The following is a 13,071-nucleotide window of genomic DNA, read 5'->3' as shown; positions in this document are numbered from 1 at the left end:
ACCGGTGGACCCCGGGACAAGCCCGGGGTGACGGGGGAGGCGGCCCCCTACCCGAACAGCCGCCCCACCAAGCTCCGATCCCGCAAAATCTCGTGCGCCGCATTGTGCCCCGGTGCGCCGGTCACGCCGCCGCCGGGATGCGTGCCCGATCCGCACATGTACAACCCCTTGATCGGCCCGCGATAATCGCCGTGGCCGAGCATTGGGCGCGCCGCCCATAATTGGTCGAGCCCCATGGTGCCGTGGAAGATGTCGCCGCCGATCAGCCCGAACTTGCGTTCGAGATCGAGCGGAGAATGGATTTGCCGTGCGATCACCGAGGCTTTGAAATTGGGGGCATGGTCGGTGACGGTATCGACGATCAGATCGGCTACCTCCTCGCGGTGCGTGTCCCAATCGACCTTGGGGTCGAATTGCTGGCAGAACAGGCTGGCAATGTGCATTCCCGGCGGGGCGAGGCTGTCATCGACCGTGGTCGGCAGCTTCATCTCGACGATCGGCTTTTTCGACCAGCCATGCTGCTGCGCGTCGATGAACGCCTGGTCCATATAGTCCATCCCCGGCGCAATGATGATCCCGGCGGTGTGGTGCTCGGCCTTGTCCTTGCCCGGGAACACCGTGAAATCGGGCAGTTCGCACAGAGCGACGTTCATGCGGAAGGTGCCGCTGCCGGTTTTGAACCCATTGATCCGGCGCTTGAAATCGGCGGGCATGTCGGCGGAATCGACCATCTGGCGATAGAGCAGGGCCGGGCCGACATTGGCGGCGACCGTGGTGGCGGCGATTTCCTCGCCTGATTCGAGCCGCACGCCCGCGACCTTGCCGCCTTCGGTCAGCAGCCTGGCGACGGGGGCCTCGAGGCTGATCTCGACGCCTGCATCCTCGCACGCGCGCGCCATTGCCTGGGTGATCGCGCCCATGCCGCCGACCGAATGGCCCCACGCACCATATTTGCCGTTCACTTCGCCAAAGACGTGGTGGAGCAGGACATAGGCGCTGCCCGGTGTCGATACGCCGGCATAATTGCCGACCACGGCATCGAAGGCGAAGGCCGATTTGACGTGATCGTCCTCGAACCAGCCATCGAGGAAATCGCGCGCGGATTTGGTGAACACGTCGAGCAGGTCGCGCTGCGCTTCGATCTCCATCTTGGCGATCGGCCAGCCTTGCGTCGCGCCCGAGAGAAGCGCGCGGAGGCCGCCGCCGACATTGGGTGGGGTCTTGAGTGCCAGATCGCGCAACACTTGCGCGACCTTTTCCAGCGCGGCGTCATAAGCCGGGTAAGCGTCGGCATCCTTCTGGCTGAAGCGTGCGAACTGCTGTTGGGTGCGGGCGGTGCCGCCGCCGAGCGTCAGATAGGTATCGGGGAAGGGGAAGAAATTGCTGATCGTCCGCTCGATGATGCGAAAGCCGCGATCGTGCAGCTTCATGTCAGCGATCACCTTGGGGCGGAGCAGGCTGACGGTGTAGCTTGCGGTCGAATTGCGGAAACCGGGGTGGAATTCCTCGGTCACCGCCGCGCCGCCGACGACATGGCGGCGTTCGAGCACGCGCACTTTCAGCCCCGCGCGCGCCAGGTAAAAGGCGCAGACCAGGCCGTTATGGCCGCCGCCGATGATGAGCGCGTCGTAACGTTTCGTCATTGTTGCTCCCCTCCCGCTTGCGAGTTTGGGGTCGACAGCGCCCCGCGCTGTCGAGGATGTGCCGGGGGCACATCCGACCCAAACTGGGTTGGGGGAGGGGATTCGTACCCCCCGCGCCCGCATTCCTTCCCTTCCCCTAGCCCCTCCCCGCAAGCGGGAGGGGGATTTTGACCACCCCCGGTGCCGGCGCGCGGTGCAGCCGTGCCTCGGGAATCCGCTCGCGAATTTTCCGCGCGAAGCTGCGCAGGCAGACCTCGCTCGCGCCGATTGGCCCGGCGGTGTAGCTGTGCGAGGCCATGCCTTGCTGGACACGCTCGATCAGCCAGGTGTCCTCGGCATTGACGACGCGGTTGATGCGCCAATTGGCGTAGCGCACCAGCTTCATCTCGCGCCGGTCATCGGGCAAAGCGAACGCCATTTCGCGCAGCACGCACGTCGTCGGCGAGGTCGGCAGCCACTGCATGAAATCGATCTGATCGGCATAGAGATCGAACGCCATGTTGGGCCACAGCTTGAAATAGAGCCACAGCCGCTGGTTCGCCTCGGGCAGATGTGGGACTGGTGGCAGATGCGTCTGGTAGAAGCGCTCCCACGGGTTGTCGGAGGGGCGATCGACGAGGCGACCCGACATCTTGTCGACCCAGGGTTCGGCCTCGATCGCATAGCTCTTGCCGAACAGTCGGGTGAGGCCGTCATGCGCCACCGGGATGTGGAGATTGTCCGAATAATTGTCGCCGACATTCTTCCAATTGACCGCACGGTCGCGCAGCCGGACGGGGCTGAGCGTCTGCATCTCCTCGAAGCGATAAGGGGCGATCTGCGCGTCATACGGGGCCATCATCTCGGCGACCGAGGGGCCGTCGCCCTCCAGCCGGACGAACACGAAGCCGCGCCAGATCTCCAGATCGACGCGCGCGAGGCCGTTTTCGGCCAAATCGAGCGCGGGGTAATCGCGCCGCATCGGCACGCCGGTCAGCCGTCCGCCGGTCTCATAGGTCCAGGCGTGATAGGGGCAGACGAGCTTCTTGGCGCAGCCGCGTGGCCCCTCGACCAGCCGCATCGCGCGGTGGCGGCAGACATTGGCGAAGGCGCGGATCTCATGGTCGTCGCCGCGCACCGCGATGATGCTCTCGCCCAGATAGTCGAGCGTGTGGAACGCGCCGGGTTCGGCCAGATCGTTCTGATGGCAGACGATCTGCCAGGACGGGCGGATCACCCGCGCCATCTCGACCGCATAATATTCGGGGTCGGTGTAGAGCCAGCCGGGCAAGCTCCAGTCGGCGTCGGGATCGTGATCGGCCGAGGGGGGCATGCGTGGCTCCGGTTGCTTGTTGTACGATCGTATAATAGGAATTCGCCGACTGCAACAGGAACGGATCATGAGCAAACCCGCTTTCTCCCGCGCCGAACCCGATGCGCGCCGCCAGTCGCTGATCGAGGCGACCGCGCGCGTGCTGGCGCGCGACGGCGCGACTGGCGCATCGGTGCGTGCGATCGCGCTGGAGGCGGGGGTGTCGCCGGGGCTGGTCGGGCATTATTTCGCCGGGATCGATGGCCTTGTCGCCGAAACCTATGCCGCGGTCGGGCAGCAGGTGCATGTCGCGCTGGCGGCCGCGGTCGCGGCGGCGGGCGATGACCCGCGTGCGCGGGTGGTGGCCTATGTCACCGCCAGTTTCGCGCCGCCGATCGCCGATCGCGCGCTGTTCGCGACCTGGATCGCGTTCTGGAGCCTGTCGGCCAAGCCGATCATCGCCGCGCGGCATGATGCACTGTACCAATCGTATCGCGACGATCTCGAAGCGTTGCTCGCCGCCTGCGGGCTGCCTGCGGCCGACCGTCGGCTGGCGGCGATCGCGATCACCGCGTTGGTCGACGGGCTATGGCTGGAACTGTGCCTGTCGCCGGGCAATTTCACCCCCGGCGAGGCGCGTGTCCTCGCCGAGCGGCAGTTGGAAAGTTATTTCGACAGATCGGCGAAGAGCAGGCGGTAATAACGGATTCCCGGTTCGATCGTCGAAATCGGGGTGCGTTCGTTCAGGCCGTGGCTGAAATCCTCGGACGGCTTGATGAAGGTCGGGCTCGCGCCATAGCTTGGCACATGGTGATAGCGGAACCACATGCTGTCGCTCGCGCCCGACGCCATCGCCGGGAACACCGGCACGCCCGGATAGACCTTGCCCATCGCGCGATCGATCGCGGCAATGAAATCGGGGCGCATCGGCGAGGCATCGTTGGGGACCGAGCCTTCGCTGACATCCTCCAGCTTCACGCCCGGATCATCGATCACGCGGCCGAGCTCGGCCATGATGTCGGCGGGCTTGTGGCCGGGGAAGATGCGGCAGTTGATGTTGGCGGTGGCGCGCTGCGGCAGCGCGTTTTCGGCATGGCCGCCGCTGACCAACGTCGGCACGCAGGTCGTGCCGATCTTGCCGACCGTCGCCGGGTTGGCGGTCAGCGTCGCGATTGCGGCCTTGTCGGTCGGGTCGGCGACGAATGCCTTCAGCGCGGCACCGATTTCGGGTTCCTCGAACGGCGCGGCCTTGGCTAGCGCCTCGCGCGTCAGTGGGCTCAGTTCGGGCGTGAAGTGATAGGCACCGACCTTTTCGAGCGCCCTGGACAGCTCGACGATCGCATTGACCGGGCGCGGCATGGACGAATGGCCGCCGGGGTTTGTGACGGTCAGCCGGAAATCGGCATAGGTTTTCTCAGCCCCGTTCCAGGTCCAATATTTGGGCTTGCCGGTGGTCTCGTCGAGCACACCACCGCCGCCATCGATATTGAGCACGAGTTCGGCGTTCTTCAGCCGCTCGGCGATCAGCGCCGAGGTCTTCATCGCGGTTTCTTCGTCGCCCGAAAACTCGATGATGATCGTGCGCTTGGGCTTGTAGCCGGTGCGGCGCAGGTCATTCAGCGCGGCGATGGCGATGGTGCCGTCGAGCTTCATGTCGGTCGCACCGCGCCCGTAGAGATAGCCATTTTCGACCACGGCGGTGAACGGGTCGCGCTGCCAATCGGCGGGCTTGGCCTCGACCACGTCCATATGGCCGGAAATGACCAGCGGCTTGAGCTTGGGGTCGCTGCCCGGCCAGGTGCCGATGAGATAGGCGGTGTCGTCGACCGGCACGATCTCGACGTCCTTGTCGGCAAAGCCGCCCGCGACCAGCGCCGCCTTGTACAGAGCGGCGACCTGCGGAGTCTGATTGCCGGGGCCTTTGACCGAACGCAGCGCGATCGCCTTCTTCGCCAGATCGAGCGCTTCGTCCGCCGCTGGAGTGGCCGCTTGCGCAGCGCTGGTCAGGAGGGTGCCGGCAAGCAGAAGGGCGAAGATGCGCATACTGGAAGGTCCTCGGGGGGCGGGTAAAGCGCGAGCGTAGCGTTTGGGGGGATTGGCGCAAGCGGGGGCGGGTTCGGGCGTAGATCGAGCGCATGCATACCTCCCGTTCGCCCTGAGCTTGTCGAAGGGCTGCTTTCCCCTTGCGAGCGCCCCGCAGTGGGAGGGAGCTCAGCCCGAACGGGAGGGGGTGCGGTCTATTTCAGCCGAAACGGTGCGCCCCGCCCGACAACACCTCCTCCAATTTGGCACGGTCGAGCTTGCCCTCCCAGCGCGCGACGACGATCGCGGCGACGGCATTGCCGATGAAGTTGGTCAGGCTGCGGCATTCGCTCATGAAGCGATCGACGCCCAGGATCAGCGCCATGCCCGCGACCGGCACCGACGGCACGATCGACAGCGTGGCGGCCAGCGTGATGAAGCCCGCCCCGGTCACCCCGGCCGCGCCCTTCGAACTCAGCATCGCCACGCCGACCAGCAGCAACTGGTCGCCGATCGACAAAGGCACGTTGCAGGCCTGCGCGATGAACAAGGCGGCCAGCGTCATGTAGATATTGGTGCCGTCGAGATTGAACGAATAGCCGGTCGGCACGACCAGCCCGACCACGCCCTTGTCGCACCCCGCCGCCTCCAGCTTGGTGATGAGGTTGGGCAGGGCCGCCTCGGACGAAGAGGTGCCGAGCACCAGCAGCAACTCGGCCTTCAAATAGGCGAGCAAGCGCAGGATCGAGAAACCGTGTAGCCGCGCCACTGCGCCGAGAATGACCAGCACGAATACGATCGAGGTGAAATAGAAGGTCGCGACCAGCCCGCCGAGATTGATCAGGCTGCTCGCGCCATATTTGCCGACGGTGAAGGCGATCGCGCCGAACGCGCCGACCGGGGCCGCGCGCATCAGGATGCCGACGATGCGGAACACGATCAGGGCGAGCCGCTCGATCAGATCGAGCACCGGCTCGGCCGCTTCGCCGACCAAAGTCAGCGCGATGCCGAACAGCACCGCCACGAACAGCGTCTGCAGGATCGATCCTTCGGTCAGCGCCGAGACCATCGTATTAGGGATGATCGACATCAGGAAGCCGACAAAGGTCGTTTCATGCGCCTGATGCGCATAACCGGCCACCGAACCGGCATCGAGCGTTGACGGATTGATGTTCATGCCCGCGCCCGGGTGGACGACATTGGCGACCACCAGACCAAGGATCAGCGCCAGCGTCGAGAAAAACAGGAAATAACCGAACGCCTTGAGCGCGACGCGCCCCACCGACTTCAACTCGCGCATGCCGGCGATGCCGCTGACCAGGCTCAGGAAGATCACCGGCGCGATCACCATCTTGACCAGCTTGATGAAGCCGTCGCCCAGCGGTTTCAGCGCTTCGCCCGTCGTTGGCCAGAAATGTCCCACCAGCGCGCCGAGCACGATCGCGGTGAGCACCTGGAAATAGAGATGGTAGTAAAAGGGGCTGGGGCCGTGCGCGGGCGTGGGGGCGGGGTGGATCGACATGGTCCCTCTCGGTCAGCCGCCGTAATCGGCGGGCGTGAAGGACGGTCCTAAAGCGTGGCGCATGGCGCGCCAGCTTTTTGTAAAATGCGGGCGCGGCGGTTGCGACGCCGCGCCCGGCAAAAACGCTTATTTGCTGCGTTCGACCTGTTCGAATTCCAGCTCGACCGGGGTGGCGCGACCGAAGATCGACACCGACACCTTGACGCGGCTGCGGTCGAAATCGAGTTCCTCGACAATGCCGTTGAAGCTCGCGAACGGGCCGTCGAGCACCTTGACCGAATCGCCGATTTCGAAATCGACCTTGATCTTCTGCTTGGGCGCAGCGGCGGCTTCTTCCTTGGTGTTGAGCATCCGCGCAGCTTCCGCCTCGGGGATCGCCTGCGGTTTGCCGTTCGGGCCAAGGAAGCCGGTCACCTTGGGGGTGTTCTTGACGAGGTGATAGACGTCGTCGTTCATGTTGAGCTTGGCGAGCACATAGCCCGGCATGAACTTGCGCTCGACCGAGATCTTCTTGCCGCGGCGCGCCTCGGTGACGGTTTCGGTCGGAACCTCGATCTGCTCGACCAGTTGCTCGAGCCCCATGCGGGTCGCTTCGGCCATGATCGAATCGCGGACCTTGCCCTCGAAACCCGAATAAGCGTGGATGATGTACCAGCGTGCCATGTGTTCGTTTACCTAGATTATTTGGCGAGGCTGAGCAGCAGCTTGACGATCGCCTCGAAGCCGGTGTCGACCACGAAGAAGAACAGGCCGAGCAGCGTCGTCATGATGACGACCATCACGCCGGTCATGATCGTCTCGCGCCGGGTCGGCCACACGACCTTCTTGGTCTCGGCCTGAACCTGTCGGATGAATTCGAGGGGGGTCGTCTTCGCCACGGGCTGTGCACTCATGTTTTCTTGGCCAAGATCAGGACATGGGCCCGCCGTCCGGGCCTGCCAAGGCCCGATGACGAGAATTCCCGATTTCGGAATAGACAAGCATTAGCGCGGGCGGCAGGCGAAATCAACTCGCCTCACGATTGGGCGACAACGGCCTGAAGATCGGAACCGCCATCGCCGCCGCATTCGCGTCAGATCACGAACGAGTCGAGCAAGGTGGGCGGGCCGTTCAGATAATCGAGATCGCAATTGCCCGGTACGCCCGCGAGGTGGCCCTGCTCGGAATATTGCCACAGCGTATAGGCGGTCCACGGTTTCGGCACCGGCGGCGTCGGCGGATGGTTATAATTGGCGAGCCAGAGCGGAAACGCGGCAAATTCCGGTGGGTTGCCCAGGAAATCGGCGATGTCCTTGCGGATGTACAGGAACGGCTGGTGCCCCGTCGCCGTCACCAGGATTTTGCCGAATTCAACGATCTGCGCGACCAGTTGCGACCGGGTTTTGGTGCCCGCCTGAATGGCGCGGACATACTCGTCCTCCACATCCAGCGTCGGCAGAAGATCACCCTTGCTGGGATGGTAGACGCTCAGAAACAGATCGGCCATGTCCTGCGCGGTGAACTCCGGCATACAATAATGATAAGCGCCGCGTTTCAGCCCATGGTGTTTCAGCGCCGCCCAATTTTCATCAAATTCGCTGTCTTTTTGATGGACGGCATGCCCCGATGCGCCAAGATACAGTTGGCTCGCCTTTACGTAGGCGAAATGGACCGTAACCGGCGCGTCCGGTTTCAGCACCACATCCCACGAAACCTTGCCGTTCCAGTGGGAAACGTCAATTCCGAAAGTCCGGATGCCCGATGCCATAAGAACCTCCCCCGAAGTTGTGGGAGGCATAACACGATTCTACTGTAAAACCGAATCGCGATATCAGTCGCTTAACGCGGCGAAAGTTCTCAAGAGTGTCGGGAATTGTCCAAAGCTGCTATGGCATGGAAGGTGGCAGGGGAGCTCGGACTCGAACCGAGGGCCTTCGGTTTTGGAGACCGACGCTCTAACCAACTGAGCTACACCCCTATCAGACGGGCCGTTTAGCGAGCGGTTGCGTAGTCCGCAAGATGCCTCATGCAACGGCGCGTTCGTGGCCGTCACGATGGGCGAGCGCGCGGGCTTCGGCGACGGGCAGGGGGCGGCTGAAATAATAGCCCTGCACCTTGGTACAGCCCAGATCTTGAACCATGCGATGCTGGTCGGCCGTTTCTACGCCTTCCGCGGTGGTCGTCATGCCCAGGCTCTGCGCAAGCACCACGACCGCACGGATAATCGCGATCGGCTCGGCCACACCCTTGGCTGCACCGATAACAAAGCTCCGGTCGATCTTGATGGTCGAGAAGCGCGTGCGGCTGAGGTAACCGAGCGACGAATAGCCTGTCCCGAAATCGTCGAGGCTGAGCCGCACGCCGAGCGCCAAAATCCGTTCCAGCACCTTCACGGCACCGGTGTCGTCGCGCATGAAGACGCTTTCGGTGACTTCGAGTTCGAGGCGGTGGGCAGGCAGGCCGCTATTGGCCAAAGCGAGGCGACAATCGACACGAAGCCGGGGTTGTGCAGTTGCTCGGGCGACACGTTGACCGCGACCCGCGTCTCGCCCGGCCAGCCGGCAGCTTCGGCACAAGCCGTGCGCAAGACCCACTCCCCGATCGGGGCGATCAGGCGCGCATCTTCGGCGAGCGGGATGAATTTTGCGGGCGAAATGACGCCCAGTTCCGGGTGCGTCCAGCGTACGAGAGCTTCGAAGCCGGTCAGGAGCCCGGTGTCGGAGTTTACCACCGGCTGGTAGTTGAGATGGAGCTCGTTATTGCTCAGCGCCTTGCGCAACGCCTGTTCGAGCAAGCGGCGCTCTTCGGCCGCGACGTGCAATTGCGGTTCATAGCTGGTGAACTTGCCTCCGCCCGCGTCCTTGGAACGATACAGCGCCAGATCGGCGGAGCGGATCAACATTTCAGCGGTCCGCCCGTCGCGTGGTCCGGTCGCCAAGCCGACACTGGCCCCGGTGTAGAGCGTGTGCTGATCGATCTCATACGGGCGCGACAGCGTGTCCACGATCATCTGGGCAAGGCGTTCGAGGCGCAACGTGTCGCTGGCGTCGCGGACGACGACGGCGAATTCGTCGCCGCCCAGGCGGCCGATAATTTCGTTGTCGCTCATCAAACTCGCGAGTCGTTCCGAAACGCGACTGAGCAACCGGTCTCCGACCGGGTGGCCGAGCGTGTCGTTGACCGCCTTGAAGCGATCGAGATCGATCATCATGAAGGCGCAGCGGCTGCCCCATTTTTCCGCATCCGCCATGGCACGCACCAACGCTTCGTTGATGAGCAAGCGGTTGGGGAGGCCAGTCAAGGTGTCGAGCCGTGCCATCCGGTTGATCTTGTCGGCCGATGCCCGCTGTTCGGTGACGTCCGATCCAACGCCACGAAAGCCGATAAACGCCCCGCGTTCGTCATGGCGCGGATTGGCGGCGATCTCGAACCAGCGTTCGGTGTCGCCGACCAACACCGGCAGCAAAACGCCGCGAAACGGCTCACGTCCCTTCAGGTTGTCGGACAGTTGGCGCAGCCCAGCCGAGAAATTTCCTGCTTCCCAAGTCGGCCCGGCGAGCACCTGCAGCAGCGACTTGCCGTTGATCGAGACCGGATCGAGCCCGACCGAATGCGCAAAGCGGGACGATGCGCGGACCACCCGGCGACCGGCATCGGTTTCCCAAAGCCAGTCTGCGCCATGGTCTTCCGCTTCCCGCAGCAACAGGCTGACGGTTTCATCACGCTCCGCCAGCGAAATTTCGCCCGCGCGGATCAGCACCAGGGCGCGCGCGCGACTGAAACAGCCGATCATCAGCAAAGCGGTAAACAGCAGCACCGCTGCGGCAAAGAGCGGCCCCCCGACAAAAAACAGCATCGCCGCAATCGCCGAACCCAAAATACCGAGAAAGCTGAGCGTCGCCAGCGGCAGCGCAGCCATTGCGGTGGCGGACGCGGTCATCAACAGCGATAGAACGATCCACAATCCAAGCGCTGTCCCGGCATCGGCCCGCATGCCGAGTGCGAGCGGCGGCACCGACCAGACTGCGGCGAGCGCGATGCCTTCCAGCACGGTATCGCGTACATCGCGCAATCCCGCCGCGTTGCCCGCCCGCTGGCGCGCGGCGAGACGGCGAAAGGTAACCGCCACCGATACGGCGGCGACCACCGTCGCCCAACTTGCCAGTGCCCATAACGGGGCGATATGGGCGAGGATCAGCGTGACGAGCGCTGCACCGACGACATTCGCCCCAAGCAGGAACAGCGCCAATTGCCCACCGGCATGAAGCTGGGCCGCGCGAATCGGGCCCCAGTCGGTGGTGTCCGCCGGGTCGTAAAGGCCGAGCAATGCCCGGCCGTCGATCCGCGGCGTTGCGAATTGAGAGGTGCTGTCGGTGCTCACGACACCGACACTACCGCAAGCAGCGTTAGCGGATCGTTATAGCCGCCCGACTTTTTTTGCGGGCCGTTACGCCGCCAGATCGTAGGGCTTGATATCGCCGTTCAGATACAGGTTGCGTGCTTCGCCCGGCTGAGCTTGCCCGAGCTGGTGCGCGGCAATGTGCGCGGCGGGATCAGTTCGATCACGCAGTTCATCCCGGTAACCGAACGCACCCGTTCGCGGATCTCATCGCGCAGGCGCAGGCGCTCGGCATCGTCCGAGCTGCGGCACTGTACAAGAACGGCGGGGGTTTCTTCCCCACCGGGGGTGGTGATGGCGAAGGCCGCGATGTCGCCCGCCTTGAAGCCGGGCAGTTGCTCGACCGCCCATTCAATATCCTGCGGCCAGTGGTTGCGGCCGTTGATGATGATCATGTCCTTGGCGCGGCCGACGATGTAGACATAACCGTCGCTGAGATAGCCCATATCGCCGGTGTCGAGCCAGCCATCGACCAGGCAGGCATTGGTCGACGCCTCGTCGCGGAAATAGCCGACCATCACCGACGGCCCCGAGCACCACACCTTGCCAATCGCGCGTTCGGGCAGCGGCGTGCCGTCTTCTTCGCGAATCTCGACCTTCATGTCGCGCACGGGCTTGCCGCAATTGACGATCGCGCGGAACCGCTGTGGCCGGTCCTGCCCGACGGGGACGCCCGACAATTGGGTTTCCTCGACCAGTTCGACGCGAATGCCCTCGGTCGGCGGCATGATCGACACCGCCAGCGTCGCCTCGGCCAAACCATAGCTCGGCAGGAAGGCGCTGGCCTTGAAACCGGCGTCGCTGAAGGAATCGACGAAGCTCTGCATCACGTCGGGCCGGATCATGTCGGCACCATTGCCCGCGATGCGCCAGCGCGACAGGTCGAAGCGGTCGGACGCCTTGGTCTGGCTCGACATGCGGCGGGCGCAAATGTCGTAGCCGAAGGTTGGCGAATAGCTGACCGAAGTGCCGGGGTTACGGCTGATCATGTCCAGCCACGCGAGCGGACGGCGCGCGAAGTCCTCGGTCTTCAGATAATCGGTCGAAACCTGATTGGCGACGGGCGACAGGAAACAGCCGACCAGGCCCATGTCGTGATACCAGGGCAGCCACGACACGCAGCGGTCACTCTCGATCAGCTGCATGCCATGGGCGTGCGCTGCGAGGTTGTTGAGCAGGGCGCGGTGCGTAATCGCCACGCCATGCGGGAAGCGTGTCGACCCGCTTGAATATTGCAGATAGGCGATGTCGTCGCCGCGCGGCTGGGGCAGGGCCACATCAGGCGCTGCACGGGTGGCAAAGGTGGACCAATCCATGCCTGCGACTCCGGCCAATCCCGCTGCATCGCCCGCCATTTGAGATAGTTCCGGGGGATAGATGAGCATCACCGGATCGCAGCTCGTCAATTGAACGCGCAGCTGCTCGATATAGGAATCACGCCCGCCGAACGATGTCGGCAGCGGCAAAGGCACGGGCCAGGCCCCTGCATAGATAACGCCGAAGAACAGGGCGGCGAATTCCGGGCTGGTCTCGGCGACGATCGCGATCCGCTGGGCGGGCTCGATCCCTGCTGCGATCAGTCGGCGCGCCATCGCCAGCGCATCGTCGCGCAGCTCGGCGAACCGGTAGGGCCGCGTCAGCGACCCCCGCGCATCGTGAAAATTCAGCCCGCGTTGTCCGCTTGCCGCATAATCGAGCGCTTCGCCCAGCGTGTCGAAATCGGCGAACCGTCGCGCCAGTGTGTCCTCGGTCGGTGTCGCGATCGCCTTGGGTGTTTCCACTGCGACGGTTCGCACTTCTGCATCGCCCAAAAGATCGCCCGAAACATCGATAGTCATGTGTCTTTGTGCCCTTGATCGCAACGGCACGCGGCCGCTGCGCCTCTAATTCCTTCGGCATGCACCCCTGCTTATGCCAAGCGTTCAAAATCCGGTTCGACTGTGGCACAATGATGGCGTCATGCGCGATCCCATCCGTAACCCGTCAAATCCCAAAGAGATACGCATTGCGCCCGCATTGGATGCAGCGGCATTGGAGCGCCTTGCGCTGCGCTATGTCGAACGTTTCGCGACGACGCGGGGCCGGTTGACCGCCTACCTTTTGCGGAAGGTTCGTGAGCGTGGATGGGAAGGCGAAGACGCTGACCCTGCCGCGCTGGCCCAAAAGCTGGCCGATCTTGGCTATATTGACGACCGTGCCTTTGGGGAGCGCGGGC

The 13,071-nt window shown here is 64.0% G+C and carries 8 protein-coding genes, 1 tRNA gene and 3 pseudogenes; 2 read left to right on the top strand and 10 right to left on the bottom strand.

Going from position 1 to position 13,071, the window contains the following annotated elements; genetic code table 11:
- Nucleotides 1-47: 47 nt before the first annotated feature.
- Together NW75_RS18960 and NW75_RS18955 are read right to left on the bottom strand one after the other, a co-directional pair.
- Nucleotides 48-1,643 carry a phytoene desaturase family protein gene (locus tag NW75_RS18960; protein WP_033966830.1) on the bottom strand — a complete coding sequence of 532 codons (1,596 nt, stop codon included), beginning with the start codon at nt 1,641-1,643 and terminating at the stop codon, nt 48-50.
- A 136-nt stretch (nt 1,644-1,779) separates the two neighbouring features.
- Nucleotides 1,780-2,955 (bottom strand): aromatic ring-hydroxylating oxygenase subunit alpha, encoded by a 1,176-nt coding sequence (locus NW75_RS18955; protein ID WP_156143077.1) that lies wholly within the window; start codon nt 2,953-2,955, stop codon nt 1,780-1,782.
- A 67-nt stretch (nt 2,956-3,022) separates the two neighbouring features.
- On the opposite strand from NW75_RS18955, the gene NW75_RS18950 reads away from it, so the two are divergent.
- Nucleotides 3,023-3,634: a TetR family transcriptional regulator C-terminal domain-containing protein gene (locus NW75_RS18950; protein ID WP_033966829.1), complete on the top strand. Its 612-nt coding sequence runs from the start codon at nt 3,023-3,025 to the stop codon at nt 3,632-3,634.
- Here NW75_RS18950 and NW75_RS18945 read toward each other — a convergent pair.
- The 8 genes and pseudogenes from NW75_RS18945 to NW75_RS18910 all read right to left on the bottom strand — a co-directional run bounded on the left by NW75_RS18945 (nt 3,601) and on the right by NW75_RS18910 (nt 12,694).
- Nucleotides 3,601-4,977: a M20/M25/M40 family metallo-hydrolase gene (locus tag NW75_RS18945; RefSeq protein WP_033966828.1), complete on the bottom strand. Its 1,377-nt coding sequence runs from the start codon at nt 4,975-4,977 to the stop codon at nt 3,601-3,603. The genes NW75_RS18950 and NW75_RS18945 overlap by 34 nt on opposite strands.
- Before the next feature lie 199 nt (nt 4,978-5,176).
- Nucleotides 5,177-6,478 carry a dicarboxylate/amino acid:cation symporter gene (locus tag NW75_RS18940; protein WP_033966827.1) on the bottom strand — a complete coding sequence of 434 codons (1,302 nt, stop codon included), beginning with the start codon at nt 6,476-6,478 and terminating at the stop codon, nt 5,177-5,179.
- A 126-nt stretch (nt 6,479-6,604) separates the two neighbouring features.
- The gene (nusG, locus tag NW75_RS18935) at nt 6,605-7,141 is read right to left on the bottom strand and encodes a transcription termination/antitermination protein NusG (RefSeq protein WP_033966826.1); all 537 of its coding nucleotides are present in this window, start codon (nt 7,139-7,141) and stop codon (nt 6,605-6,607) included.
- Between the two features lie 17 nt (nt 7,142-7,158).
- Nucleotides 7,159-7,356: a preprotein translocase subunit SecE gene (secE, locus tag NW75_RS18930; RefSeq protein WP_029622476.1), complete on the bottom strand. Its 198-nt coding sequence runs from the start codon at nt 7,354-7,356 to the stop codon at nt 7,159-7,161.
- Nucleotides 7,357-7,550: 194 nt separating this feature from the next.
- Complete coding sequence (locus NW75_RS23195; protein ID WP_052192514.1) at nt 7,551-8,225, bottom strand: glycoside hydrolase family 25 protein; 675 nt, start codon at nt 8,223-8,225, stop codon at nt 7,551-7,553.
- Nucleotides 8,226-8,358: 133 nt separating this feature from the next.
- Nucleotides 8,359-8,435 (bottom strand) — tRNA-Trp (locus NW75_RS18920).
- Nucleotides 8,436-8,481: 46 nt separating this feature from the next.
- Nucleotides 8,482-10,838 (bottom strand): annotated as a pseudogene (locus tag NW75_RS18915) (putative bifunctional diguanylate cyclase/phosphodiesterase).
- Between the two features lie 66 nt (nt 10,839-10,904).
- Nucleotides 10,905-12,694: pseudogene (locus tag NW75_RS18910) on the bottom strand (fatty acyl-AMP ligase).
- A 121-nt stretch (nt 12,695-12,815) separates the two neighbouring features.
- Between NW75_RS18910 and NW75_RS18905 the strand changes: the two are divergent.
- A pseudogene (locus NW75_RS18905) lies at nt 12,816-13,071 on the top strand (hypothetical protein); the annotation flags it as partial.

The organism is Sphingomonas sp. Ant H11 (genome assembly GCF_000797515.1).
Lineage (GTDB): Bacteria > Pseudomonadota > Alphaproteobacteria > Sphingomonadales > Sphingomonadaceae > Sphingomonas.
Note: the sequence above shows the minus strand (reverse complement) of the source record. Positions and strands in the feature narration are given on the sequence as shown.